A 24,125-nucleotide genomic window follows, 5' to 3' on the forward strand; every position below is an offset into this window, starting at 1 on the left:
TCCATCTGGCGGGGAGGATCAAGCTGGTCCCACCGTCATTCCGCGCCCGCGCCATTTGGCGCGCCGTGGAATGACGGTTCGATCTTCGAGCTCGCGCTGACGCGGGCGATATCACAGCTCGGACAAACCCGGCGGCGGCTTGCGTGCGTTGGTTGCTTGCTCGAAGGCATACGCCAGACGCAGCAGCTTGTGCTCGCTCCAAGGGCGCCCTGCGAAAGTGACGCCGAGCGGATAGTCGGGCGTGTCTTTGCCGTCGTCTGTGCCCGAGACGAAGCCGCCAGGCACCATGACGCCGGGATAACCTGCTTTGGCGGCAATTGCGGCGCCATAGGCGCCGGGGAATAGCACCGCATCGAGCTCGTGCTGGTTCATATAGGCGTCCATTCCGTGCGTCCTGGCGGAGAGCAGGTCCATGTTACGTGCGGACTTGTACTCGGGCTCGCTCAGATCGCCCCTGGTCAAGTCAGCGGCGAGAAAGTGGTCCTGTCCGAAACGGAGCGCTTTGTCGGCGTTCGCTGCGTTGAAGGCCACGATGTCGGCCATGGTCTTGATGTCAGTGTTGGTCGCCCAATCCCTCAGGTAGAGATTGAGACCGTGCTTCATCTCATACAGAAAGACGACCGGCGGTCTTGCGACCGTACCTTTGTGGGCGCTCAGCGGATTGCGGTTGAGCACGGCCATGGTCGTGCCCGGCCCACCGATCCAGCCAAGTGTCGGCATGCTGGCGCGCACGATGACGGCGCCGAGATCCTCCAGCACCTTGATCACCTCGGCCATCAGCTTGGCCGACTTCGGCGGCAGCTTGCCGTAATAGCAATCGTTCAGCGGGTCAGCGGGGTCGCTCGGCACGCCGATGCGCGCGCCCTTCATCGCGTCGGTGACGAGGCCGGCGGTGTAGTCGGCCGGCCGCCGCTGCTCTCGCGTCGCTGGGTCGAGCGGGTCCTTGGCAGCCAGCACATTCAGCAGCATCGCGGCATCGCGCACCGTGCGCGTCATCGGACCGGCGGTGTCCTGGCTGTGCGCAATCGGCAGGATGCCGGCGCGGCTGATCAGCCCGACGGTCGGTTTCACGGTGACGAGGCCGTTCAGGCTGGCGGGGTGCAGCAGCGAGCCTGAGGTCTCGGTGCCAATTGAGGCTGCGCAGAGGCCGGCTGTCACGGCGACCGCCGAACCCGAGCTCGATCCCCCTGGAGACACCACCGGAATCCCACGATCGTCCATCAGCGCCGGCGCATAGGGGTTCTTCACCTGGCCGCCCAGCGATGAATAGCCCGCGGGCATGTCGATCGCGAGCATGTTGGCGAACTCCATCAGGTTCGCCTTGCCCAGGATCACCGCGCCGGCGCCCCGCAGCAGCTTGACAATGGTGGCGTCATCCCTGGCGCGCGCGCCCTCCAGCGCCAGCGAGCCCGCCGTGGTCGGCTGTTCGTCGCCGGTCGCGATATTGTCCTTCAGCAGGATCGGCACGCCCGCCAGCGGCCGCTGGGCCGACGGCCTCGTGCCGTCGAGCGTGCCCGCGAGCGCATCGGGATTGAGTGCGCGGACCGAGTTGAGTTTAGGCCCGTCGCGGTCATAGACCGCGATCCGGCCAAGATAGAATTCGGCCAGCGCCCTCGCGGTGATCCGTCCGCCGGCCAAGGCATCGATGACGTCGCTCATCGGCGCGTGCGCGAGCGTCTGTATGGTCGGCGCCGACGGCGTCCGTTCAGTCAGGCAAGATCCAGGAAGCTCGGACATGCGCGTTTCCTCGCCCATACTGCCGTGAGCGGTCAATCGCGCGATGGTGATCTATTTGGCGAAGACGATCAAGGTGGAGTGGCGTCAATCCGGCAATCGCTACGTGAAGTGCGGAATCAGAGATGATGGCGCAAGCTCGAAGAGCTCACGCAGTCCCCAAGAAACTATTGGTGCTGCTCGGACATTATCGTTTCCCAGAAGGGCATGATACTCTTCCGAAACAGGCAGCGAATTTGACCTCCAACCGGCAGCGCCAAATGTCCTCGTCTGATGCTCCCATGAAACGCAGTGACGCGGCTCGCCGAGGGCGGAGACAGACGAAGACCCTGCTGCTGATTTTAGCCATCGGATTTCTCGTTTTTGGAGCCGCTGCGGGTACATTGTATTACGCGCTGCGTCCGATAACGCTTCGGATTGCCGTCGGACCGCCGGGAAGCAACGATCACAAGGTGATCGAGGCGATGACCGAGGCCTTTGCCAATGAAAGCAGGACCGTGAGGCTGTCTCCGATCACGACCGCCGGAGCGGCCGAAGCTCTCGCTCTGCTCGGTGCCGGCAAGGCTGACCTTGCGGTGGGGCGCGGCGATCTGGAAATGCCGGCCGACGCGCAAACGGTCGTCATCTTGCGCAAGAATTTCGTCGTGCTGTGGTCTTCTTCGGGAGTTGCGGGCAAGGGCTCCAAGCGAAAGCCGGCGCCGAAAATCAAGGAGGTCGCCGATCTCGCAGGGCACAAGGTGGGGGTGATCGGCGCGACGGCGGCGAACGCCGCGTTGCTGAGAGTCATCCTGAGCGCCGCCGGTGTGGCGCCGGACAAGGTCACGGTCACTCAATTCGGCACGGGCCAGCTCGAGGAGCTGGCGCGCGACCCGAGCCTCGACGCCTTCATGGCTGTCGGTCCGCTCGACAGCAAGATAACCGCCGACGCGGTCGCCGCGACCGCCCGGGCGCGTGGCGCGCCGAAATTTCTCGCGATCGACGCATCGGAAGCCATCGCCTTGAAGCATCCGCGTTATGAATCGGAGGAAATTCCGCCAAGCATTTTCAATGCGAATCCAGCCTGGCCCGATGACAAGGTGGAGACCGTCAGCGTCAGCCATTTGATTGTCGCACGGAATGCCTTGTCCGAAACGACAGTGGCGGCGTTTTACCGCCAGCAATTCGCCCTCCGCCAGGCGATTGCGAGGCAAGTGCCTGGCGCTGCGCAAATCACCAAGCCGGACACCGAGAAAGAAGCCGAGCTGCCGGTACACCGGGGAGCGGCGGCCGTGATCGACGGCACTGAGCGCACCTTCCTCGACAGATACGGCGACTATTTCTGGTTTGCGCTCCTGCTTCTCTCCGGCATTGGTTCGGCCGGCGCCTGGCTGCGTCAATACCTAAATCGGGATGAAAGGGACGAGAACACTGGCCATCGGAACAGAATTCTGGCGCTGGTTTCCAAGGTGCGCACTGCGGAGTTCGACCATGAACTGCTGGCCATGCAGCAGGAGGTCGACAGCATCATCGAGGAAACGCTCGGCTGCTACGATGACGGCGCCATCGAGGAGGAGGAGCTGGCAGCCTTCGGCCTGGTGCTCGAACTGTTTAATCATGCCGTCGTCGAGAGGCGCGCGGCGTTGCAGCCGGCTCCGTTGAACGTGCTCGCCGCGCGGCGCTAGGCGATACGATAAGCCCTCAGGCTGCTGAATCCCAGAGAATAGTCCAAACCGGATCTAGATCGGATCCTTTAGCAGGCGCTCCATGATGATCGTGCGTTCGTCGCCATGATAGCTGTCGTGCACCGCCTTGAACCCGAGCCGCGCGTAGAAAGTCTCGGCGGTGACGGAAGAAGGGACGGTCAACGAAGCGACGTTTCGTACGCGCGCCGTGCGCTCGATCTCGGCCATCAGCAGCTTGCCGATGCCGCGTGCTTGAACGTGTGGAGCGACGAACACCGTGCGGACTACGCACCCGTCGAGGCTCGCAGTTCCAACGACGCGGCCGCGGATGGTGGCGACGAACACGGTGCGTTGTCCGATTAACTGCCGCACGGCCTCCGGGCTGAAGCTGCGCACGATCCTTTCGATGATCTCGTTCGTATAATCCTTCGCGTTCGTTTCCCGCAGTGCACGCGCGATGACAGCACTGATATGGGCGGCGTCATCTCGAAGTGCGGGTCGGATTGCGCATTCCATGGGTCGCTCCAGCTGCGCGCGCTTTCTGAATTATCCATTCTACACCAAACCGCGACAGCATTGGTTCCATGAAAAGGAACGGTCAGGAGCTCCAGGCGTTTGAGGTAGCGAAAGGACACTTGCATGACCGAGAAATTCGATCCGGCACCGCCGGACAAGAACGCGGAGGATCTCAAACGGGGCATCCGACGCGACAAGGCCAGGGACGACGAGCTGGACAAGGGCTTGAAGGACAGTTTCCCGGCGTCTGACCCGGTGAGCAGCACCCAGGCCTCCAAGGCAACCCCGGACGCATGAAGGAGGGATAGACCATGGGCCTCGCAGCCTATGATATTGTTGGCAGGGACGGTGCCTGGCACGTCGATCACGATGGCGAAATCCGGAACACGTACCAGACCAAGGAAGCCGCTTTCGAGGCGGCTGTGGCCGCGGCATCGCTCGCCATGCGGCAGGGTCACTCGGTCCGGCTGACGGTGCCGGAGAGCGAGAACGCCGTCGGCGCGGAAAATTCGGGCGGATGACCCTCGAGAGCATCCTGGTTCTACACGGCCGCCAGCAAGTGGGCGGGCGCAAACGGCTTGCGCAAAAAAATCGTGTTGGGCGGCAGCGGCGCCATCACCGTCCCGGACATCAGCACGATGTTGAGCCCGGGATGAGCGCTGCGCGCGTACTCTGCGAGCTCGAGCCCGGTCATTCTCCCCGCGAGGTTGTGATCGGTGATGAGCGCCCGTAGCTCCGTGCCCGTCGACGCCACGATAAGCTCCGCCGCTTCTGCGGTGGCACATTCGACGACTTCGAACCCTTCGTCCTTGAGAAGGTCGGATAGAACTTCGCGCTGGAGCGAGTCGTCCTCGACCAGCAGCATGACGTAATTCGACATGCGGTCATTCCCAACTTATCGAATGTTAATGCGCATCCTGGAAGATTGTTCGGTTGTGATGTCTTCGTTCGGCGCTCCTTGCGCCACGGCATGATCCGTCGAACATGTTGCATTCTCCTTGAGGTTTCGAGGCAGGCGCCGAAGCGGGGATCGAACAGGAGTGGCCATGGCAATCGTTTTCATCACGGGCAGCACGGACGGTCTGGGCCGCGCAGCTGCCCAGTCTCTCCTCGAACAGGGCCACCAAGTCGTCCTGCACGCACGATCGGCGGAACGTGCGGCGGCAATCGCCGGGCTTGAATCGCATTCCGCACGGGTCGTGATCGGCGACCTCAAGAGCGCCGCCCAGACGAGGCACGTGGCAGACCAGGTCAACGCAATCGGACGAATGGACGCGGTCATCCACAACGCCGGGGTCTATACCGAGCGCAGCCGCGGCCCGACCCCCGAAGGCCACGCCACCACCCTGGCGGTCAACACGCTCGCGCCCTATTTGCTCACCGCCCTGATGAAACGCCCCGATCGGCTGGTGTATCTCAGCAGCGGACTCCATCGCGGCGGAGAGGGATCGCTAGGCGATCTCGACTGGACCAGGCGAACCTGGGATCCGGCCAAGGCGTATGCGGAGAGCAAGCTGCACGTGGTCGCACTGGCCTTTGCCTTGGCGCGGCGTTGGCCGCAGGTGCTGAGCAACGCCGTCGATCCCGGCTGGGCACGCACCAAAATGGGCGGTGCCGGAGCGCCGGTCGGCGTAGCCACCGGACAACGGACGCAGACCTGGCTCGCGGTCAGCGATGATCCCGCCGCCCTGGTCAGCGGTCGTTACTGGCATGACCTCCGGCAGCAAGAGCCGGCGCACGAAGCGACCGATCCCGATTTTCAGGAGCGGCTTCTGGACAGACTGGGCGAGTTGACGGGGGTGACACTGCCTCCGGCGTAGAAGCAGTTCGCCTGAAGGCCTACGAGCTACGAGCTGATCGTGCGTTGGTCCAAATGACCGGAATGTGCATCGATGCCTTGTCGAGCGGGTGTTTCCTCCGATCGCACCGAAGACCTCGCGTGAGGTCCGTCAGACGTCCGCCATCGGAAACACTTCCAGCTTGGCTGCTGATTTTTCCAGCAACGAGGCTTGACCCGTCCGCCGAGGGTCATTCCGATAGTTTTGAAAGTCCTCATCGGATGCGAAGCTGACGATGTGCATCTCGATGGTGCCATCCGGAGTTCGAAGCCGGCGCTCCAGACGTCCGTTGAACTCGGGCAATAGCGGTAGAACCGCGCCCTCGTAGGCTCGAAAGTCCGCGATACCCACTGCCGGTATTCGGGCCACGAGCACGAGCGTGACTGGTTTGCTCTGATGGGACATCGCCGCCTGCCGACCGCACCGCTGCCATGATGCCATCATGCCCCTGTTTTGCCCGACGAGTCAAACAGGTTTCGTAAAATCGGAAGTTTGAAAAAACTCAATGCCGACAAAGGGCCGGCTACTGTGCATGGGGTTGTTTTCGCGTTTTTTTATTGTCCGGCCCTAAAGGTCCCGAACCGGACCTGTGTCGTCTCGCTCAAGCCGGGCGAGGCGCTCGCCTCAGCTATCCACCTTCAGCGCGGCGATGAAGGCTTCCTGCGGGATGTCGACCTTGCCGAACTGCCGCATCTTCTTCTTGCCTTCCTTCTGCTTCTCCAGAAGTTTGCGCTTACGCGTGATGTCGCCGCCGTAGCACTTTGCGGTGACGTCCTTGCGCAGCGCGCGCACCGTCTCGCGCGCGATCACCTTGCCGCCGATCGCTGCCTGGATCGGGATCTGGAACATGTGCGGCGGGATCAAATCCTTCATCTTCTCGACCATGGCGCGGCCGCGCCCTTCGGCGCGGGTGCGATGCACCAGCATCGAGAGCGCGTCGACCGGCTCGTTGTTGACGAGAATCTGCATCTTCACCAGATCGGCCGGTTTGTAGTCGGTGAGATGATAGTCGAACGAGGCGTAGCCCTTGGAGACCGACTTGAGGCGGTCGTAGAAGTCGAACACGACCTCGTTGAGCGGCAGATCGTATTTCACCATGGCGCGGGAGCCGACATAGGTCAGCTCCTTCTGCACGCCGCGGCGGTCCTGGCACAGCTTGAGCACGCTGCCGAGATATTCGTCGGGCGTGAGGATCGTGGCCTCGATCCAGGGCTCCTGGATCTCCGCGATCTTGACCACATCAGGCATGTCGACGGGATTGTGAATCGAGATTTCCTGTCCGTCGGTCAGGCTCATCTTGTAGATCACGCTCGGCGCGGTCGCGATCAGGTTGAGATCGAATTCGCGCGACAGACGCTCCTGGATGATCTCCAGATGCAACAGCCCGAGGAAGCCGCAGCGGAAGCCGAAGCCGAGTGCGGCCGAGGTCTCCATCTCGTAGGAGAAGCTGGCATCGTTGAGGCGCAGCTTGCCCATCGCCGCGCGCAAGGTCTCGAAGTCGTCGGCGTCGGCGGGGAACAGGCCGCAGAACACCACGGGAATGGCGGGCTTGAAGCCCGCCAGCATCTCGGTGACAGGCTTCTTGTCGTCGGTGATGGTGTCGCCGACGCGGGTGTCGGCCACTTCCTTGATCGCGGCGGTGATGAAGCCGATCTCGCCCGGGCCAAGCTCGTCGACCTGCGTCATCTTCGGGGTGAAGAAGCCGACGCGCTCGATGTCATAGGCAGCACCCGTGCCCATCATGCGGACCCGGCTGCCCTTCTTCATGACGCCGTCGACGACGCGGATCAGCACGACGACGCCGAGATAGACGTCGTACCAGCTATCGACCAGCAACGCCTTCAGCGTCGCTTCGCGGTCACCCTTCGGCGGCGGCAGGCGGGTGACGATCGCTTCCAGCACATCGGGCACGCCGAGGCCGGTCTTGGCCGAGATCATCACGGAGTCGGAGGCGTCGATGCCGATGACGTCCTCGATCTGCTGCTTGACCTTCTCCGGCTCTGCGGCGGGAAGGTCGACCTTGTTCAGGACCGGAACGATCTCATGCCCCGCATCGAGCGCGTGGTAGACGTTGGCGAGCGTCTGTGCCTCGACGCCCTGGCTGGCGTCGACCACCAGCAGGGAACCCTCGCAGGCCGCCAGCGACCGCGAGACTTCGTAGGCGAAGTCGACATGGCCGGGCGTGTCCATCAGGTTGAAGATGTAATCCTTGCCGTCCTTGGCGCGGTAGGCGAGACGTACCGTCTGCGCCTTGATGGTGATGCCGCGCTCGCGCTCGATATCCATGGAATCGAGCACCTGCTCCTTGCCAGCCATTTCACGGTCGGTGAGGCCGCCGGTCATCTGGATCAGGCGGTCGGCCAGCGTCGATTTGCCATGGTCGATATGGGCGACGATGGAGAAATTGCGGATGTTGGAAATGGGGACGGTCGTCATGGGCGCGGGATACCACTCACACCCCCGTGCGGCAACCATATTGCTGTAATTTCAGGGCCTTTGTTCACGCCAAGCTGATTCCACGAAGGCCCGAAACGCGCTACGCAACGCCTGATGTCCAGGCCCATGTCCACGACCTCGATCCCGTCTGCCCGAGCCCGCGCGAAGACCCGCGTGAGCTATGCCCGCTTTCGGGCCTGGCTGGTTGCCAGCGCGACCCGCCCCGAGGCGCGCCTCTGGCTGGTGATCCAGCTCGCGATCCTGCATGCGGTGCTCTGGACCTTCATCCTGATCAATCTCAAGGCCGCGCAGGACGTTCACATGGACGTCGCGGAAGCCTGGGGCTGGGGGCAGAAATTCCTCTGGGGTTATGGCAAGCACCCGCCGCTGTCGGGTTGGGTCGCCGGCCTCTGGTTCACGATGTTCCCGCCGACGGACTGGGCGACCTATGCGCTCGCGATGGCGACCGTCGGCACCGGTATGGTGATCTGCTGGCTCATCGCGCTGCGCGTCGTGGATGCGCGGCGCGCGTTTCTGGTCGTGGTGATGGTCGCGCTCTACCCGATCTTCAATTTCAAGGGTTTCAAGTACAATCCCGACCTGCTCCAGCTCGTCACTTTGCCGCTCCTCGTGCTCGCTTATCTCAATGCGTTCGAGAAGCGGAGCTGGCAATCCGGAGTCCTGCTCGGCCTTGCCGGCGCGCTGGCGCTGATGACCAAATACTGGGTGCTGACCATGATCGGCGCCATTGGGCTTGCCGCTCTGATCCATCCGGAGCGAATGAGATTCCTGGCGTCGCCGGCGCCGTGGGTTGCGATCGCGACGCTAGTGGTGGCGATGATTCCGCACATCGTCTGGCTGGCGGACGCGCATTTCGTGCCGCTGACCTATGCCGGCGACACCTACAGCCTCGAGGACAGCGGCCAGGTGCATCAGCTCGTGGCCGGCTATGCCCTGCATAATGTCGCGCTGCTGGCATTGCCGGTGGCGCTGGCCGCGCTGGCGATGGCGCTGGTGCCGCCTTGGTTCAGGCTGCTGTTGCGTGCGCCGTTGCGCATCGTCACGCGGGCCTGGGCGCGCGGCGCGAATGCGAGCGTGAACCTTTCGCAGGCGCGCAACGTCTGGATTATCCAGATCATCGTCGCGGTCGGCCCCGCGCTCGGCGCGCTCGCCTTCAGCATCTACATGAAGACCGATTGGGGCATCTCGCTGTTCTTCCTGGTGCCGCTCGCTCTGGTCGCGATCCCCGCGTTGCGGGTGCAGAGTGCTGCGCTGTTCAACATTGTCGCGATCTGGCTCGTGCTCAGCGTCGCCACGCTCGCTGCCTCGCCGTGGATCGCCGCGCGCGAGATGGCGGCCAATGCCGGCAACACGGCGACTTACGGCGCGCGCTCGGATCTCGCGCGCGAGCTGACGCAAGCCTGGCACGCGCGCTTCGCCTCGCGCTGGGCGGTCGTCGCCGGCACCATGGAGTCGATCCAGCCGATGGTGTTCTACAGCCCGGATCATCCGGCCGCGTTCACGCCGCTCGAAGCCTGGGGGTCCGGATTGATTTCGTCCGATGACGTCAAGAGATTCGGCTTCATCGGCGTGTTCGATCCGGCCGACGGCCGCCTGCCGGCGTTCGAGAAATGGGTGTCCGAGGTTGCGCCGAACGCCGAGCGCATCGTGATGACGACGCGCCGTTTCACTCACGGCAAGGCCGGTCCGTCGATGAGCTGGAACATCTACATCGCGCCGCCGGGGAATTGATCGAGGCGAAGCCGCCTAAATCCCTTCCTCGTTGAATTTGCTTTCAACGAGTTCGGTGATCGCCGCCAGCGCGGCTTCGGCATCGTCGCCGGACGCGGCGACCGTGATGGTGGTGCCGGGACCGGCGGCGAGCATCATCAGGCCCATGATCGAGGTGCCGCCGACGGTTTCGCCGCCGCGCGTCACCCAGACCTGCGCGCTGAAGCGCTCGACGGCCTGGACGAACTTGGCGGAGGCCCGCGCGTGCAGGCCGCGCTTGTTGATGATCAGGAGGTCCTTGGAGATCGCGCCCGCGGGCACGCCCGTCCCGGCTTGCGGCGCCTCGTCGCTCATTTGCCGGCGAGGACGCGGCTGGCGATGGTGACGTATTTGCGGCCGGCTTCCTGAGCCATCGCGATCGCGTCCGGGAGCGGACGCTCCTCGCGCACCTTGGCGAGCTTCACCAGCATGGGAAGGTTGATCCCCGCGAGCACCTCGACTTTCGGCCGGCTCATGCAGGATATTGCCAGGTTGGATGGCGTGCCGCCGAACATGTCGGTGAGGATCGCGACCCCGTCGCCGGAATCGACGCGGTTAACCGCCTCGATGATGTCGCTTCGACAGAGATCGGAATCATCTTCGGCGCCGATCGTGATTGCTTCGATTTGCTTTTGTGGGCCCATGACATGTTCAAGCGCTGCCTTGAATTCGTCGGCAAGGCGCCCGTGGGTCACAAGTACTAGACCAATCATCGGAAAACTCCTCGCGGGCGCTTTTGGTGCACCGCACGAACGCGCCACTTTGACCATCCAGAGCCCCCGCGCAAGAGGGGATGTTGCGTATCTCCCTGAATCTAGACGGATGGATAAGGGGAGCTGCGCCGGTCTATTCGGTCGCGAGTGTGGGGTTCATATGGTTACCATTTCCCTTCAAACAATCGCCTGAAGGGTTAACCGAAGATGAACTCTTGGTAGTGGTCAAGGCCGCAACAACCAGAGAGAGGGGCGAATAGTCGCGGCCTATGGGGATTCGCGGTATTTCGACACCTAAAATGACTGTTTTCAGGGATTCGGCCGGCGGCAGCCGCTCCGCATCCGCGGCGTCCAGATCGACCACGAGGCCGACGGTCGCATGCTCCACAAAGTCGCAGCGGCGGATTCCGAGCCCCCGGATCTCGATCAGGCCGGCCAGGACCGGGGCGGGGCGGACCTCAATTTCGCAGCCGAGTGTCGCCAGATGGACACGGTCATCACCGACCAGAACGGCCCTTTCGAGCACGCCGCTACGCCCCGCCATGATCAAATCGAAGGCAAGGCGCGACTTGCCGGAGCCCGAGGGCCCGCGGATCAGCACCGCCAGATCTCCAACCTTGACCGCCGAGGCGTGAATGCTGGGGCCGCCTTCGTCCGAGCTGCCTTGGCTCATAGCGCCGGCAGCCTCACCACGAAGCGCGCGCCGACAACAACAGGCGCTCCGTCCTCGTCCGCCGGGCCGGGACGGTTCTCCGCCCAGATGCGTCCGCCATGCGCGTCGACGATCTGCTTGGAGATCGACAGGCCGAGGCCGGAGTTCTGACCAAAGCCCTGATGAGGGCGGTCGGTGTAGAAGCGCTCGAAGATGCGCTCCAGCGCGTCGTCGCGGATTCCGGGGCCGTCGTCGTCGACCACGATCTCGATCTCGCCGCGCACGCGGCGGCAGGTGAGGCGCACCTTGTTGCCGGGCTCGGAGAAGGACTGTGCGTTCGAGAGCAGGTTGGAGACGATCTGTCCGAGCCGCGAATCGTGGCCCGTCACGGCGAAATTGTCGGTCGGGCCGCGGCCCTCGAAACGCATTTCGACCGCGACGTCATGGCCGAGCTTGGTTTCATTGGCAACGGAGACGAGCGTCGTCAGCAGGCGGCGCAGATCGACCGGGATCGCATCCTGGCGCTGCAGTTCGGCATCGAGGCGGCTGGCGTCGGAGATGTCGGAGATCAGCCGGTCGAGCCGCTTGACGTCATGCTCGATCACCTCGAGCAGCCGCGCGCGGCTGTTCTCGTTGCGCGCCAGCGGCAACGTTTCGACCGCGGAGCGCAAAGAGGTCAACGGGTTCTTCAATTCGTGGGCGACGTCGGCGGCGAACATCTCGATCGCTTCGATGCGGCTGTAGAGTGCACTGGTCATGTCGCGCAGCGCACCGGAGAGATGGCCGATCTCGTCGCGACGACGGGTGAAGTCGGGAATCTCGACCCGGGTCCTGATGCGGCGGCGGATCAGCTCGGCGCTGTCTGCGAGCCGGCGGACCGGACCTGCGATCGTGCTGGCAAGCAGCAGCGACAGCATGATCATGACCGCGGCGGCGACGCCGCCCACCTTGAGGATGGCGAGGCGTTCGGCGGTAACCATCTGGTCGATGTCGTCGCCCTGCGTCGACAGCATCAGCGCGCCGTGGATGGCGCGCGAGCGCAGCACGGGGACCGCGACCGAGACGATCACCTCGCCGCGCGCATTGACCCGCACCATCGAGCGCTTCTGGCCCTGGAGCGCGTCGCCGACCTCCGCATAGCCATTGCCGTTCTCGGGTCCGAGCTCGCGATAGAGCGGCAGGTCGCCGCGATTGAGCCAGGTGCGGACCGCGACCATACCGCGTTCGACCATGCCCGGCTTCTCGGCGGCGACGGACGGCAGGGGGAAGCGCACCACGGTATCGAGGCTGCGGCTGTCGACCAGCAGGCTGCCGTTCGGGTCGTAGATGCGGGCGCGCGTCTTGGTCGGCGAGATCAGCGTGCGCAGCACCGGCGCCACGCGCTCCGGATTGATCGGAAAATCCAGCGGGGAATACTCGTCCGAGCCGCCATAGGTCTCCCCCGGCTTGAGGTCGAGCAACCGGTCGGGGTCGATGGTGATGGCGTTGGTCTGCACCGTCGCGGAGGCTGCGATGGCGCCGGCGATGATCTCCGCCTGCACCAGCAGGCTCTGCGCGCGCGCGTCGATCAGGCCAGCGCGGAATTGCGAGAGATAGAGGATGCTCGCGACCAGCGCGACGAGGCCGGCGAGGTTGAGCGAGACGATACGGCGGGTCAGGCTCGAGAAAGACAGCGCGAAGAAGAATTGCCCGGCGCGCTTCAGCCAGTTCAGCGGACGCCAGCCCCGCACGGCCGGCTTGTCCTCGGCCAATTGATCCGGAGCGCCGTGGGCGGTGAGGTCCTCGGCGTTCTGGTTCTCGTCAGGCTGCGTTCGGTCAAGCAATGCTCACGCCCGCGTTAGGACAGCTCGTGCGAAGGTCCCCGCATCCTAGAGCCATCCCGGTGCCGATGGAATCAGAACCGGCGATGCTCTCGGTCTTTCGTGGAGGCGCGTGCGCCTCAGGCTTCCTTGAAGCGGTAGCCGACGCCGTAGAGCGTCTCGATCATCTCGAACTCGTTGTCGACCACCTTGAACTTCTTGCGCAGCCGCTTGATGTGGCTGTCGATGGTGCGGTCGTCGACATAGACTTGGTCGTCATAGGCGGCGTCCATCAGCGCGTTGCGGCTCTTCACCACGCCGGGCCGGGTCGCGAGCGCCTGCAGGATCAGGAATTCGGTGACGGTCAGGGTCACCGGCTCGTTCTTCCAGGTGCAGGTGTGCCGTTCAGGATCCATACGCAGCAGGCCGCGGTCGAGCGCCTTGGCGTCGTTCTCCTTCGGCGTGACGGTCGGGTCCTTCGGCGCCGAACGGCGCAGCACCGCCTTGACGCGCTCGACCAGCAGGCGCTGCGAGAACGGTTTGCGGATGAAGTCGTCGGCGCCCATCTTGAGGCCGAACAGCTCGTCGATCTCTTCGTCCTTGGAGGTCAGGAAGATCACCGGCAGGTCGGATTTCTGCCGCAGCCGGCGCAACGTCTCCATGCCGTCCATGCGCGGCATCTTGATGTCGAGGATGGCAAGATCGGGCTGGGTGGTGCGGAAACCGTCGAGCGCGGAGGCGCCGTCGGTGTAGGTCATGATGCGATAGCCTTCGGCCTCCAGCGCGATCGAGACGGATGTGAGAATGTTGCGGTCGTCGTCGACCAAAGCGATTGTGGGCATGAGCCTCTGCTTTCTGCTTTCCGTTTGGGTCGTGGCTTGAAAACGGCGAGCAATCCACTGATGCGCCGCATACATGGGTGCCGATGTTGGCATTCGAACCTTGTCACCGAGCAATGCAAGCTAGGCTGAAGTGTGACCAAGTTCCACGAAACACGGCAGATTCGCCGCATCTCGACCCATAACCGGGCCCCGGTTTACCCGAAAAAAGGCCCTCCATGCAACCACCTGACCCGAGAAAGCCGATGCAACCGACCCCCGATTTCGACCCCGGAAAGCTCGCCAAATCGCTGCTGCGGCGGTCACGGCAGGGGGCTCTGGCGACACTGATGACCGGCAGCGGCGATCCCTATTGCTCCCTGGTCAATCTGGCCAGCCATCCGGATGGCTCTCCGATCCTGCTGATCTCGGGATTGGCCGTGCACACCAGGAACATCCTGGCCGACAGCCGGGTGTCCCTGATGCTGGACGAGCGGGCGGCGGGCGATCCGTTGGAAGGCGCCCGGATCATGCTGTCCGGCCATGCTGAGCCGGCCGACGCGGACAAGGACCTGCTCCGGCGACGGTATCTCAATGCCCATCCCTCAGCGGAGGCCTTTGTTTCCTTTAAGGATTTCTCCTTCTTCCGGATTCGGCCCACGGGAACTCATCTGGTCGCCGGCTTCGGTCGGATCGTCGACCTCGAGCCGGAGCAATTCCTCACGGACCTCACGGGGGCCGAGGACTTGCTGGCGGCGGAGGAGGGGGCGGTGGAGCACATGAATGCCGACCACCGCGAGGCCATGAGCCTCTATGCAACAAAACTGCTGGGCGCTGCCGCGGGCGACTGGCGCTGCACCGGCTGCGATCCGGAGGGCTTGGACATGCAGGACGGCCAGACCGCCTTCCGGCTGGACTTCCCGGAGCGGGTTACTGATGGCACCGCGCTGCGCAAGATGCTGGTTCGCCTCGCCGGCGAAGCGCGCACCAGGATGGACGAGAGCGCAACAGATTGAACGCTGCTGCCCATCGCCGCGACCCAAGTTCGTTATCGGTCTGAAGGCGGCGGCGAGAGCGTCATGGCAGAATGGAATAAACTGACGCTGGTTGCAGGTTTGACGCTCGCGATCACCGCATCGCTTGTCGCGCCCAGCCTTGGCCAGACAAGCCCTGCCCAAAAAGGTCTCGCCGCGGAGAGCGCGCGAATCAACACCCTCATGAGCGCCGGCAGATATTCGGAAGCACTGCCTTTGGCGCAAGGCATGGTCGCGAACCTGGAGAAGAGCGACACAGGTCGCGAACTCGCCGCCGCGCTGAACAACCTCGGCCAGGTTCATGCCGGTCAGGGCCACGACGATCTGGCGGAGCCGCTCTACAAGCGCGCCATCATGCTGATGGAAAAGTCGCTCGGTCTCGAAACCCCGCTGCTTGGAGCCGAACTGAGTAATCTCGCCGCGCTCTACCAACGGCAGAGCCGCTTTGCCGAGGCCGAACCTCTATTCAGGCGCGCGCTCGCCGTTCGCGAGAAGGGATTGTCGCGCGAGCATCCCGATGTCGGCCAGTCGCTCAATAATCTCGCCACGCTCTATGTGAAGCAGCAGCACTATGCCGACGCCGAACCGTTGTTTCAGCGGGCGCTCGCGATCTATCAGAAGGCTGGCGGCTCCGAGCATCCGGCGGTGGCCACGGTCCTGAACAATCTCGGCCAGGTCTATCGCGATCTCAACCGCGATGCCGACGCGGAAGCGCCGATCAAGCGCTCGCTCGCGATCCGCCAGAAGGTGCTGGGACCGGATCATCCCGACGTTGCCCGCTCGCTGAACAATCTCGCCGGCCTCTACGAGCACCAGCAGCGCTACGGCGACGCCGAGCCGCTCTATCGCCGCGCGCTGCTCATCCGCGAACGCGCGCTTGGGCCTGATCATCCTGACGTCATGACCTCGACCAGCAATCTGGCTTATTTCCTCTACGTGGCCGGGCGCACCGCGGACGCATTGCCGTTCGCGGAAAAGACGCTTCGGGGCGATCGCGCCCAGTTGCGCGTCGTGTTGCCGGTCTTGTTCGCTGCGCGCCAGCAAGATCTGCTGCCCGGCGACAAGGCGCTGGATGAGGCCCTCGCCGCGATCCAACGCGGCACGCAATCCTCCGCCGCGTCCGCCGTGAACAAGCTCGCGGTCCGGCTTGCCGCCGGCAGCGACCGCCTCGCCGAGCTGGTGCGCCGGGACCAGGATCTCGCGGCTGAGTCCGAGGCACTCGACAAGGCGATCGTCACCGCGGTGTCGAAGCAATCCGCGCAGCGCGATCTCGCGACCGAGCAGCGCAGCCGCGCGCGGATTGCAGCGATTGCCAACGAGCGTACGGGCTTGCAGAAGACGCTCACGGTCGAGTTTCCCGACTACGCGTCGCTCTCGAATCCCCTGCCGTTGACGGCAAAGGACATCCAGTCGCTGCTGTCGGCCGACGAGGCGATGGTGCTCTACTCCGTCGTCGACAGGCAGAGCTATGTCGTCGCGATCGCGCGCGAGGGCGTCGACTGGAAGGCGATTCCACTCGGCGCGGATGCGCTGACGCAGAAGGTGACGGCATTCCGCAAGGGACTCGACGTCGGCAAAGCGCGAGATGCCTCCGGCAAATCCGGATTGTTCGATCTCGCGCTCGCCAACGAGCTCCATGTCGCGCTGCTCGGTCCGGTCGAGGCGTTGACAAAGGACAAGCGCAGCCTGCTGGTGGTGCCGTCGGCTGCGCTGACCGCATTGCCGTTTCATCTGCTCGTCACCGAGAAGCCGCAGGCTGCGATCCCGGACACGCTCGATGGCTACCGCGGCGCCGCCTGGCTGCTGCGGCGCCAGGCTGTCTCGGTGCTGCCGTCGGTGGTCAGTCTGAAATCGCTGCGCGCCTTCGCGCGTCGGGATCAAAGCGTGAAGCCGATGACCGGCTTCGGCGATCCCGTGTTCAATCCTGCACTGGAAGCGCCCGCCGAGCGGCGCGCCGCGAACGGTAAGGTCGCCGCGCGCAGCATCGCGACCATCGCCTATAGTGATTTCTGGCGCGGTGCCGGCGTCGATCGCGCGCGGCTTGCGCAGGCGCTGCCGCAACTGCCCGATACCGCCGATGAGTTGAACGCGGTGGCCAGGGATGTCGGGGCTGCCGAGGCCGATATTCATCTGGGCCGCGACGCCAGCGAGACGACACTCAAGCGTGCAGCGCTTGCTCAATACGGCATCATCTACTTTGCGACCCACGGCCTCGTTGCCGGCGACATCAAGGGACTGGGTGAGCCCTCGCTCGCACTCTCCATTCCCGATCAGCCCACGGAGCTCGACGACGGTCTGCTCACCGCGAGTGAAGTCGCTCAGCTCAAGCTCAATGCGGATTGGGTTGTGCTGTCGGCCTGCAACACCATCGCGGGTGACAAGCCGGGCGCCGAGGCCCTGTCCGGACTGGCGCGCTCGTTCTTCTACGCCGGCGCGCGCGCGCTGCTGGTCTCGCACTGGGCCGTGGATTCGGAAGCTGCCACCCGTCTGACCACGATGACTTTCGAGCTGCTCAAAAACGAACCAAAAATAGGGCGTGCCGAAGCCTTGCGCCGCGCAATGTTAACCTATGTTGACGACACCTCGTCACCGCGCAACGCCTATCCTGCAATGTGGGGGCCGTTCGCGCTCATCGGCGAAGGCGCGGTAAGATAGGGTGGGCTTGGAAATTTCATCGAGACTGCGGCGTTGTGCGTCGCAATAACCTCGGGAAACGCCGAAACGCCTATTTGGTTGCGCGATCATTGTTGATTTTTTGATGCGCCTGCTCAGAGCTGACATGCGCGACGTTTGGCGCGGTCCTTGAATAAACCAAATCCTAAGGGATCAGCTTGGCAACGCCAGCGTTCATCAGTATTAGGTCGTTCCAACCGAGGCCGGACGGCCTGTAATCACGGTGACCGCGGCGGCGCCAAGCATGATCGCGCTGAGTGGGTTCTAGGAGGATTTTTCGTGCAAGAGACGGGCGTGCGCAACGGTGCCTTCGGCGCCGACAAATTCGGCTTAAAGAATCTCAAGCAGGTTCACTGGAACCTCGGTGCGCCGCAACTCTATCAATACTCGCTCTCCGCCGGCGAGGCGGTGCTGTCGGCTGATGGCGCGCTCTGCGCCGACACCGGCGAGTTCACCGGCCGCAGCCCCAAGGACAAATTCACGGTGCGTGACGCCACCACCGACAAGAAGATGTGGTGGGCCGGCAACCAGTCGATCACCGCAGAGCAGTTCGAGACGCTCTACCAGGACTTCCTCAAGCACGCCGAAGGCAAGTCGCTGTTCGCGCAGGACCTCTATGGCGGCGCCGATCCGGCATATCGCATCAAGACCCGCGTCTTCACCGAGCTCGCGTGGCACTCGCTATTCATCCGCACGCTGCTGATCCGTCCCGAGGCGATCGAGTTGTCGAGCTTCACGCCGGAGCTCACGATCATCGACATGCCGAGCTTCCGCGCCGATCCAAAGCGCCATGGCTGCAAGTCGGAGAACGTCGTCGCGATCGATTTCGCCCGCAAGATCGTGCTGATCGCCGGCTCCTACTATGCCGGCGAGATGAAGAAGTCGGTCTTCACCACGCTGAACTACTATCTGCCCGAGCGCGGCGTGATGCCGATGCATTGCTCGGCCAATGTCGGCGCCAAGGGTGATGCCGCGATCTTCTTCGGCCTGTCCGGCACCGGCAAGACCACGCTGTCAGCCGATCCGAACCGCACGCTGATCGGCGATGACGAGCACGGCTGGGGCCCGAACGGCGTCTTTAACTTCGAAGGCGGCTGCTACGCCAAGTGCATCAAGCTGTCGCAGGAAGCCGAGCCCGAGATCTACGCCGCCTCGACGCGCTTCGGCGCGGTGCTCGAGAATTGCGTGCTCGACGAAGACACCCGCGTGGTCGATTTCGACGACGGCTCCAAGACCGAGAACACGCGCTCGGCCTATCCGCTCGAATTCATCCCGAACGCCTCGCGCACCGGCCGCGCCCCGCAGCCCAAGAACGTGGTGATGCTCGCCGCCGACGCCTTCGGCGTGCTGCCGCCGATTGCCAAGCTCTCGCCGGCGCAGGCGATGTATCACTTCCTCTCGGGCTACACCGCCAAGGTCGCGGGCACCGAGCGTGGTCTCGGCAATGAGCCGCAGCCGGAATTCTCGACCTGCTTCGGCTCGCCCTTCCTGCCGCTCGATCCCTCCGTCTACGGCAACATGCTGCGCGACCTGATCGCCCAGCACAATGTCGACTGCTGGTTGGTCAACACCGGCTGGACCGGCGGGAAGTACGGTACCGGCTCGCGCATGCCGATCAAGGTGACGCGCGCGCTGCTGACCGCTGCGCTCGACGGCTCGCTTCGCAACGTCGAATTCCGCACCGACAAATATTTCGGCTTCGCGGTCCCGACCGCACTGCCAGGCGTGCCGAGCGAGATCCTCAACCCGGTCAACACCTGGAAGGACAAGGACGAGTTCGACAAGACCGCCCGCGCGCTGGTCGGCATGTTCCAGAAGAACTTTGCCAAGTTCGAAGCCCAGGTCGACGCCGAGGTCCGCGCCGCTGCACCGGACGTGAAGCTCGCGGCGGAGTAAGCTTGCGTCGTTTGAAATTCGAAAGGGCGGCCGCGAGGCCGCCCTTTTGCTTTTCGAGATGTCTCTCCACCGTCATTGCGAGCGCAGCGAAGCAATCCAGAATCCCTCCGCGGAAACAGTCTGGATTGCTTCGCTGCGCTCGCAATGACGAACTTGCGGGAGCAGCTAAGCCTTGAAATACGCGATCTGCGTCGTCGTCGCGAGCAACCTTCCGTTCGGCGACCACAGCTCGGCGTTCTGGTCGGCGTAGCTCTTGTGCATGATCTTCGAATCGGCCGTCGCCAGCACGCGCGTGATGCCCTCGACCGCGAGCTCTTCGCTGTCGGTGTGGAAATACGTCGTCAGCGACACCGTGCCGAACGGCACCAGCTCGCGCCGCGCATGGAAGATGCGGCCGAAGAAGGCGTCCGACATCGACATCAGCGACGGCATGTCGAGCTTGCGCGGTTCGCGATCGCTGATCCAGAGCTTTGAGTAAGTGCTGGCGAGCTCCGACTTGGGCGGCCCGATCCGCATCTCGCCCTCGACGAAGCGGAATTCGTACTGGTTGGCCCAGGACGCCGCGATCTTCGGGAACGGCATCGTCTCTTCGAACGGCTTTGCATCCGGATATTGCGCCACCCTGTGCTCCCAGGACGGCCGGCGTTCGGCGAATACGGCGGTGGCGAGCGTTGCGACCTCGCCGCCGCCTTGCGACAGTTCGACGCTCCAGTGCTGGCTGGAGCGGTTAGCCTTCACCAGTCGCAAATCCAGATCGAACGGCCCCTTCGCGATCGGCGCGCAGTAATTCACGGTGAGCGCCAGCGGGTCGCCGGCACGTTCCGGATGCTCGATCAGCGCACGCAGGATAGTCGCGGCCGTGAAGCCGCCGAACGGGCCGACAAAGGCCCAATAGTCGTCGCTGGTGTGCCCCTGCCAGCTGGAGTCGCCGGCGGTGACGCGGGTGGCATCGTCGAAAGGGTGCGGGAGCTTGGCGTGCATTGTTTGGTCCGGCGTTCAATGACGGACGTCATATCACGTCCGCCGCCGGCTTGTGCAATTACCTCGTGAGTAACCGATTTCACGTCGCGGAAATTCAGCCAGCGATGTCGCGCAAGGTCGGCAGCAGCGGCGTGGTCGGGTTGACCGGCACGTTCCAGATCTCCTCGGCGTATTCGCGGATGGTGCGGTCGGAAGAGAACCATGCCATGCGCGCGACGTTGAGGATCGAGGCGCGGGTCCAGGCCGGCGCCACCTGCCAGCGCGCATCGACGCTGCGCTGCGCCTCGTAATAGGAATCGAAGTCGGCGCTGACCATATAATGGTCGAGATAGCGCAGCGCGTGCGCGATGGATTCGAAGCGGCCGGGATCGCCGGGCGAGAACTCGCCGGTGCCGATCGCGTTGATGGCGCGCTGGAGCTTCGGCGAATTGCGGATCACGTCGGAAGCGTCCAGCCCCTGCTTGCGCCGGATCATCACGTCGCCGGCTTCCATGCCGAAGATCGCGATGTTCTCCGCGCCGACATGGTCGCGGATCTCGATGTTGGCGCCGTCGAGCGTGCCGATCGTGAGGGCGCCGTTCAGCGACAGCTTCATGTTGCCGGTGCCGGAGGCTTCCATGCCGGCCGTCGAGATCTGCTCGGAGAGGTCGGCCGCGGGAATGATCACCTCGGCGAGGCTGACATTGTAGTCGGGCAGGAAGACGACCTTGAGCTTGCCGCCGATCGCGGGATCGTTGTTGACGACTTCCGCGACGTCGTTGATCAGCTTGATGATCAGCTTGGCGTAGCGGTAGCTCGCCGCCGCCTTGCCCGCAAAGATCTTCACCCGCGGCACCCAATTGCCGTTGGGATCGTCCTTGATCGCCTGGTACAGCGCGACGGTCTCGATGACGTTGAGAAGCTGGCGCTTGTATTCGTGGATGCGCTTGATCTGCACGTCGAACAGCGCGCTCGGATCGACCTTGATGCCGAGCCGCTCGCCGATCAGGCGCGCCAGCGCCGTCTTGTTGTGAAGCTTGACGGCGCGGAACCTCTTCTGGAATTCGACGTCGCTGGCGCGGGCCTCGATCAGGCTGAGCTGCGTCGGATCATCGAGCACGGCATCGCCGCAGGTCTCGCGCAACAGATCGGTCAGTTTCGGGTTCGCCAGCATCAGCCAGCGGCGGAAGGTGATGCCGTTGGTCTTGTTGGTGATGCGGCCGGGATAGAGATGATTGAGATCGTGGAACACGGTCTCGCGCATCAGGTCCGAATGCATCGCGGAGACGCCGTTGATGCGGTGCGAGCCGACGAAGGCGAGCTGGCCCATGCGCACGCGCCGCCCGCTCCGCTCGTCGATCAGCGAGACCGAGGCGCGGAAGTCGATATCGCCGGGGGCGCGCGCCTCCGCGAGCGCGAGGTGCTGCACGTTGATGCGGTAGATGATCTCGAGATGCCGCGGCAGCAACCGTTCGAACAGCTCGACCGGCCAGGTCTCCAGCGCCTCGGGCAGCAGGGTGTGGTTGGTGTAGGACAGCGTGGCGACCGTGATCTTCCAGGCCTCGTCCCAGCGGAAATTGTGATCGTCGATCAGGATCCGCATCAGCTCGGTGACGGCCAGGCTCGGATGGGTGTCGTTGAGCTGCACCGCGACCTTGCTCGACAGGCTGCGGAGCTGGCCGTCGGATGCAAGATGCCGCTTGATCAGGTCCTGCAGCGAGGCCGAGACGAAGAAATATTCCTGGCGCAGGCGCAACTCGCGGCCCGCCGGGCTCTCGTCGTTCGGGTAGAGGAATTTGCAGATCGCTTCCGCGCGCGACTGCTCGGCGCTGGCGCTGACATAATCGCCGGTGTTGAAGGCGTCGAGCTTCAACGGATCGGGCGAGCGTGCCGACCACAGCCGCAGCGCGTTGACGTGCTGGCCGCGCCAGCCGACGATCGGCGTGTCATAGGCCATCGCCTGCACGGTCTCGGACGGATGCCAGATCGCGCGATCGCGGCCCTTGTCTTCGACATGCTCGACACCGCCGCCGAAGCGAATGTCATAGATCACTTCGGGCCGCTGCAATTCCCAGGGATTGCCGAAGCCGAGCCATTCGTCCGGATATTCCTGCTGCCAGCCCTGATTGATGATCTGACGGAACAAGCCGTAATCATAACGGATGCCGTAGCCGATCGCGGGGATCGACAGCGTCGCCATGCTTTCCATGAAGCAGGCGGCGAGGCGGCCGAGACCGCCGTTGCCGAGCGCCGCATCCGGCTCGCATTTGCGCAGCTCAGGCAAGGAGACGCCGAGATCGCCGAGCGCGACCTCGAAAATCTTCAGCAGCCCCATATTGTTCAGCGCGTCGCTGAAGAGGCGGCCGATCAGGAATTCGAGCGAGAGATAATAGACGCGCTTGCGCCCCGCATCGTAGCTGTGCTTCTCGGCCGTGAGCCAGCGATGCACGATACGGTCGCGCAGCGCCAGCGCCGCGGCCTGATACCAGTCGTGCTTGGTCGCCATGCCCGCATCCTTGCCGATGGCAAGGCGCAGCTTCGCCAGGATCGCGCCCTTGATCTCAGCCAGCGCGAGTTCGTCGATGGGCTGGTTGGGGGCGGAGAAATTGGGCTGGAACGATGAATCTTGCAAAGTCGTCACTTCCTGGTCGCGAGAACACTACTGACCCTACGCATCTTGCCCGTGCACCGGAACCGTCGCTGGTGCGACCGTGCACTGCGCTGGCGTAAAATTATGCAAGGAACGGGCCGATTTGGGAACCCGGACGCATACGGGGAAACGCGGATTTGGTGCTAGAATGGCGGCCAATTCAGCCATCAGTGTGGAGGAGACGCCCATGAAAGCTCTGATGAACTCTCTGATGAGACCTCTGATGCGACGGCTGATCGAAATCGCCGCGGCCACCTTCCTCGTCGTCTGCATCACCGCGTCCAGCGCTGCCTTCGCCGCCGGCAAGCTGGGCCGCAGCGCCGACGGCCTGAGCTGCGCGGTCACGCTCCCGCAAAACGCATCCCCCGCCGCCCGCTGCGCCGCCATCAAGCGCCAATGCGGCGGCAAGTTTTATGCAAGCGCGTGTGGGGACAAGTTGATGTCGGCGATGAATTGAGCATGACTGGTGCAACGAAGAAGGTGTCGTCCCGGCGAAAGCCAGGACCCATTACCCCGACTGTCAGAGAAGGCCCGACCGGTCATTCCAGTCGGGATTCTCCTCCTCGATCAGCTTGATGTTCCAGTCCCGCTTCCAGAACTTCAATTGCTTCTCGCGCGCGATAGCCTCCTGGGGAGTCGCGAATGCTTCAACGTGAACGAGGCGGAATATCTTGTACTGTTGCACGAACTTCGAATCCCGACCCGAGCGGTGTAATTCAAGCCGTGCGCGGATGTCGTTGGTGACGCCGATATAAATTGTCCCGTGATGGCGGCTCGCCAGGATGTAGACGTAGTAGCTGCTTGCGCTCATGGCCTCAGCTCGCAAGGGCAACGCTGACCGGGGTAATGGGTCCTGGCTTTCGCCAGGACGACGCTCTTCAACAATCGCGACAAGCATCAGAACAAATTAAGAACACCTTAGCAAGTCTTTGATATATCATTGTGATTCGGCGCATTGCCGACACAATATCTAGC

22 protein-coding genes are annotated in these 24,125 nt (G+C 63.7%); 9 read left to right on the forward strand and 13 right to left on the reverse strand.

The window, feature by feature from the left end; all coding sequences use genetic code 11:
• Nucleotides 1-111: 111 nt before the first annotated feature.
• Entirely contained in the window at nucleotides 112-1,737 is a 1,626-nt protein-coding gene (locus tag AC0L20_RS24470) for an amidase family protein (RefSeq protein WP_473293103.1), read from the reverse strand.
• A 278-nt stretch (nucleotides 1,738-2,015) separates the two neighbouring features.
• Between AC0L20_RS24470 and AC0L20_RS24475 the strand changes: the two genes are divergently transcribed.
• Nucleotides 2,016-3,395 (forward strand): TAXI family TRAP transporter solute-binding subunit, encoded by a 1,380-nt coding sequence (locus tag AC0L20_RS24475; RefSeq protein ID WP_473293107.1) that lies wholly within the window; start codon nucleotides 2,016-2,018, stop codon nucleotides 3,393-3,395.
• Nucleotides 3,396-3,449: 54 nt separating this feature from the next.
• Here the strand turns inward: AC0L20_RS24475 and AC0L20_RS24480 are convergent, their stop codons facing one another.
• Complete coding sequence (locus tag AC0L20_RS24480; protein ID WP_473293110.1) at nucleotides 3,450-3,911, reverse strand: GNAT family N-acetyltransferase; 462 nt, start codon at nucleotides 3,909-3,911, stop codon at nucleotides 3,450-3,452.
• A gap of 123 nt (nucleotides 3,912-4,034) precedes the next feature.
• Here AC0L20_RS24480 and AC0L20_RS24485 point away from each other — a divergent pair, with 123 nt between their 5' ends.
• Complete coding sequence (locus AC0L20_RS24485; protein WP_007604975.1) at nucleotides 4,035-4,208, forward strand: hypothetical protein; 174 nt, start codon at nucleotides 4,035-4,037, stop codon at nucleotides 4,206-4,208.
• Between the two features lie 14 nt (nucleotides 4,209-4,222).
• Nucleotides 4,223-4,432, forward strand: a complete 210-nt coding sequence (locus AC0L20_RS24490) for a hypothetical protein (protein ID WP_027514367.1) — start codon at nucleotides 4,223-4,225, stop codon at nucleotides 4,430-4,432.
• 20 nt (nucleotides 4,433-4,452) lie between these two features.
• Here AC0L20_RS24490 and AC0L20_RS24495 read toward each other — a convergent pair whose 3' ends face one another.
• Nucleotides 4,453-4,791, reverse strand: a complete 339-nt coding sequence (locus tag AC0L20_RS24495) for a response regulator (protein WP_473293114.1) — start codon at nucleotides 4,789-4,791, stop codon at nucleotides 4,453-4,455.
• A 166-nt stretch (nucleotides 4,792-4,957) separates the two neighbouring features.
• Between AC0L20_RS24495 and AC0L20_RS24500 the strand changes: the two genes are divergently transcribed.
• Nucleotides 4,958-5,731, forward strand: coding sequence for an SDR family NAD(P)-dependent oxidoreductase (locus tag AC0L20_RS24500; protein WP_473293117.1), 774 nt, complete (start codon nucleotides 4,958-4,960; stop codon nucleotides 5,729-5,731).
• 129 nt (nucleotides 5,732-5,860) lie between these two features.
• On the opposite strand, the gene AC0L20_RS24505 is transcribed toward AC0L20_RS24500, so the two are convergent.
• Both AC0L20_RS24505 and lepA read right to left on the reverse strand, forming a co-directional pair.
• Entirely contained in the window at nucleotides 5,861-6,154 is a 294-nt protein-coding gene (locus tag AC0L20_RS24505) for a hypothetical protein (protein WP_473293119.1), read from the reverse strand.
• Nucleotides 6,155-6,373: 219 nt separating this feature from the next.
• On the reverse strand, nucleotides 6,374-8,185 hold the full coding sequence (gene lepA / locus AC0L20_RS24510; RefSeq protein WP_473293121.1) for a translation elongation factor 4: 1,812 nt from the start codon (nucleotides 8,183-8,185) through the stop codon (nucleotides 6,374-6,376).
• A gap of 126 nt (nucleotides 8,186-8,311) precedes the next feature.
• On the opposite strand from lepA, the gene AC0L20_RS24515 reads away from it, so the two are divergent.
• Nucleotides 8,312-9,937, forward strand: coding sequence for a glycosyltransferase family 39 protein (locus tag AC0L20_RS24515; protein ID WP_473293279.1), 1,626 nt, complete (start codon nucleotides 8,312-8,314; stop codon nucleotides 9,935-9,937).
• A 15-nt stretch (nucleotides 9,938-9,952) separates the two neighbouring features.
• Here the strand turns inward: AC0L20_RS24515 and AC0L20_RS24520 are convergent, their stop codons facing one another.
• The 5 genes from AC0L20_RS24520 to AC0L20_RS24540 all read right to left on the reverse strand — a co-directional run bounded on the left by AC0L20_RS24520 (nucleotide 9,953) and on the right by AC0L20_RS24540 (nucleotide 13,961).
• Entirely contained in the window at nucleotides 9,953-10,270 is a 318-nt protein-coding gene (locus AC0L20_RS24520) for an HPr family phosphocarrier protein (RefSeq protein WP_018460059.1), read from the reverse strand.
• Nucleotides 10,267-10,668, reverse strand: a complete 402-nt coding sequence (locus AC0L20_RS24525; protein WP_007597752.1) for a PTS sugar transporter subunit IIA — start codon at nucleotides 10,666-10,668, stop codon at nucleotides 10,267-10,269. Before AC0L20_RS24525 ends, AC0L20_RS24520 begins: the two co-directional genes overlap by 4 nt.
• Nucleotides 10,669-10,801: 133 nt before the next feature.
• A complete protein-coding gene (locus AC0L20_RS24530; RefSeq protein WP_473293123.1) occupies nucleotides 10,802-11,341 on the reverse strand; it encodes an HPr kinase/phosphorylase in 540 nt (179 codons plus the stop codon).
• On the reverse strand, nucleotides 11,338-13,143 hold the full coding sequence (locus AC0L20_RS24535) for a stimulus-sensing domain-containing protein (protein ID WP_456767286.1): 1,806 nt from the start codon (nucleotides 13,141-13,143) through the stop codon (nucleotides 11,338-11,340). Before AC0L20_RS24535 ends, AC0L20_RS24530 begins: the two co-directional genes overlap by 4 nt.
• A 116-nt stretch (nucleotides 13,144-13,259) precedes the next feature.
• Complete coding sequence (locus AC0L20_RS24540) at nucleotides 13,260-13,961, reverse strand: response regulator transcription factor (RefSeq protein WP_007597749.1); 702 nt, start codon at nucleotides 13,959-13,961, stop codon at nucleotides 13,260-13,262.
• Nucleotides 13,962-14,203: 242 nt separating this feature from the next.
• On the opposite strand from AC0L20_RS24540, the gene AC0L20_RS24545 reads away from it, so the two are divergent.
• From AC0L20_RS24545 to AC0L20_RS24555, 3 genes are all read left to right on the forward strand, one after another.
• The gene (locus tag AC0L20_RS24545) at nucleotides 14,204-14,953 is read left to right on the forward strand and encodes a HugZ family pyridoxamine 5'-phosphate oxidase (protein WP_473293126.1); all 750 of its coding nucleotides are present in this window, start codon (nucleotides 14,204-14,206) and stop codon (nucleotides 14,951-14,953) included.
• A gap of 63 nt (nucleotides 14,954-15,016) precedes the next feature.
• Complete coding sequence (locus tag AC0L20_RS24550) at nucleotides 15,017-17,626, forward strand: CHAT domain-containing protein (protein ID WP_473293128.1); 2,610 nt, start codon at nucleotides 15,017-15,019, stop codon at nucleotides 17,624-17,626.
• Between the two features lie 297 nt (nucleotides 17,627-17,923).
• Nucleotides 17,924-19,540: a phosphoenolpyruvate carboxykinase gene (locus AC0L20_RS24555; RefSeq protein WP_473293132.1), complete on the forward strand. Its 1,617-nt coding sequence runs from the start codon at nucleotides 17,924-17,926 to the stop codon at nucleotides 19,538-19,540.
• Between the two features lie 165 nt (nucleotides 19,541-19,705).
• On the opposite strand, the gene AC0L20_RS24560 is transcribed toward AC0L20_RS24555, so the two are convergent.
• Both AC0L20_RS24560 and AC0L20_RS24565 read right to left on the reverse strand, forming a co-directional pair.
• The gene (locus AC0L20_RS24560; protein ID WP_473293136.1) at nucleotides 19,706-20,521 is read right to left on the reverse strand and encodes an acyl-CoA thioesterase; all 816 of its coding nucleotides are present in this window, start codon (nucleotides 20,519-20,521) and stop codon (nucleotides 19,706-19,708) included.
• A gap of 94 nt (nucleotides 20,522-20,615) precedes the next feature.
• Nucleotides 20,616-23,132, reverse strand: a complete 2,517-nt coding sequence (locus tag AC0L20_RS24565) for a glycogen/starch/alpha-glucan phosphorylase (RefSeq protein ID WP_473293283.1) — start codon at nucleotides 23,130-23,132, stop codon at nucleotides 20,616-20,618.
• Between the two features lie 217 nt (nucleotides 23,133-23,349).
• On the opposite strand from AC0L20_RS24565, the gene AC0L20_RS24570 reads away from it, so the two are divergent.
• Nucleotides 23,350-23,607: a hypothetical protein gene (locus AC0L20_RS24570; RefSeq protein ID WP_473293287.1), complete on the forward strand. Its 258-nt coding sequence runs from the start codon at nucleotides 23,350-23,352 to the stop codon at nucleotides 23,605-23,607.
• A 63-nt stretch (nucleotides 23,608-23,670) separates the two neighbouring features.
• On the opposite strand, the gene AC0L20_RS24575 is transcribed toward AC0L20_RS24570, so the two are convergent.
• A complete protein-coding gene (locus AC0L20_RS24575) occupies nucleotides 23,671-23,961 on the reverse strand; it encodes a GIY-YIG nuclease family protein (protein ID WP_473293138.1) in 291 nt (96 codons plus the stop codon).
• Nucleotides 23,962-24,125: the final 164 nt, after the last annotated feature.

It is taken from the genome of Bradyrhizobium sp. Kon58, assembly GCF_055807455.1.

Excerpts from the sequence above, each read along its gene's own strand:
- AC0L20_RS24470 (WP_473293103.1), bottom strand. The coding sequence starts at position 1,737 with ATGTCCGAGCTTCCTGGATCTTGCCTGACTGAACGGACGCCGTCGGCG.
- AC0L20_RS24475 (WP_473293107.1), top strand. The coding sequence starts at position 2,016 with ATGAAACGCAGTGACGCGGCTCGCCGAGGGCGGAGACAGACGAAGACC.
- AC0L20_RS24480 (WP_473293110.1), bottom strand. The coding sequence starts at position 3,911 with ATGGAATGCGCAATCCGACCCGCACTTCGAGATGACGCCGCCCATATC.
- AC0L20_RS24485 (WP_007604975.1), top strand. The coding sequence starts at position 4,035 with ATGACCGAGAAATTCGATCCGGCACCGCCGGACAAGAACGCGGAGGAT.
- AC0L20_RS24490 (WP_027514367.1), top strand. The coding sequence starts at position 4,223 with ATGGGCCTCGCAGCCTATGATATTGTTGGCAGGGACGGTGCCTGGCAC.
- AC0L20_RS24495 (WP_473293114.1), bottom strand. The coding sequence starts at position 4,791 with ATGTCGAATTACGTCATGCTGCTGGTCGAGGACGACTCGCTCCAGCGC.
- AC0L20_RS24500 (WP_473293117.1), top strand. The coding sequence starts at position 4,958 with ATGGCAATCGTTTTCATCACGGGCAGCACGGACGGTCTGGGCCGCGCA.
- AC0L20_RS24505 (WP_473293119.1), bottom strand. The coding sequence starts at position 6,154 with ATGTCCCATCAGAGCAAACCAGTCACGCTCGTGCTCGTGGCCCGAATA.
- lepA (WP_473293121.1), bottom strand. The coding sequence starts at position 8,185 with ATGACGACCGTCCCCATTTCCAACATCCGCAATTTCTCCATCGTCGCC.
- AC0L20_RS24515 (WP_473293279.1), top strand. The coding sequence starts at position 8,312 with ATGTCCACGACCTCGATCCCGTCTGCCCGAGCCCGCGCGAAGACCCGC.
- AC0L20_RS24520 (WP_018460059.1), bottom strand. The coding sequence starts at position 10,270 with ATGAGCGACGAGGCGCCGCAAGCCGGGACGGGCGTGCCCGCGGGCGCG.
- AC0L20_RS24525 (WP_007597752.1), bottom strand. The coding sequence starts at position 10,668 with ATGATTGGTCTAGTACTTGTGACCCACGGGCGCCTTGCCGACGAATTC.
- AC0L20_RS24530 (WP_473293123.1), bottom strand. The coding sequence starts at position 11,341 with ATGAGCCAAGGCAGCTCGGACGAAGGCGGCCCCAGCATTCACGCCTCG.
- AC0L20_RS24540 (WP_007597749.1), bottom strand. The coding sequence starts at position 13,961 with ATGCCCACAATCGCTTTGGTCGACGACGACCGCAACATTCTCACATCC.
- AC0L20_RS24545 (WP_473293126.1), top strand. The coding sequence starts at position 14,204 with ATGCAACCGACCCCCGATTTCGACCCCGGAAAGCTCGCCAAATCGCTG.
- AC0L20_RS24550 (WP_473293128.1), top strand. The coding sequence starts at position 15,017 with ATGGCAGAATGGAATAAACTGACGCTGGTTGCAGGTTTGACGCTCGCG.
- AC0L20_RS24560 (WP_473293136.1), bottom strand. The coding sequence starts at position 20,521 with ATGCACGCCAAGCTCCCGCACCCTTTCGACGATGCCACCCGCGTCACC.
- AC0L20_RS24570 (WP_473293287.1), top strand. The coding sequence starts at position 23,350 with ATGAACTCTCTGATGAGACCTCTGATGCGACGGCTGATCGAAATCGCC.
- AC0L20_RS24575 (WP_473293138.1), bottom strand. The coding sequence starts at position 23,961 with ATGAGCGCAAGCAGCTACTACGTCTACATCCTGGCGAGCCGCCATCAC.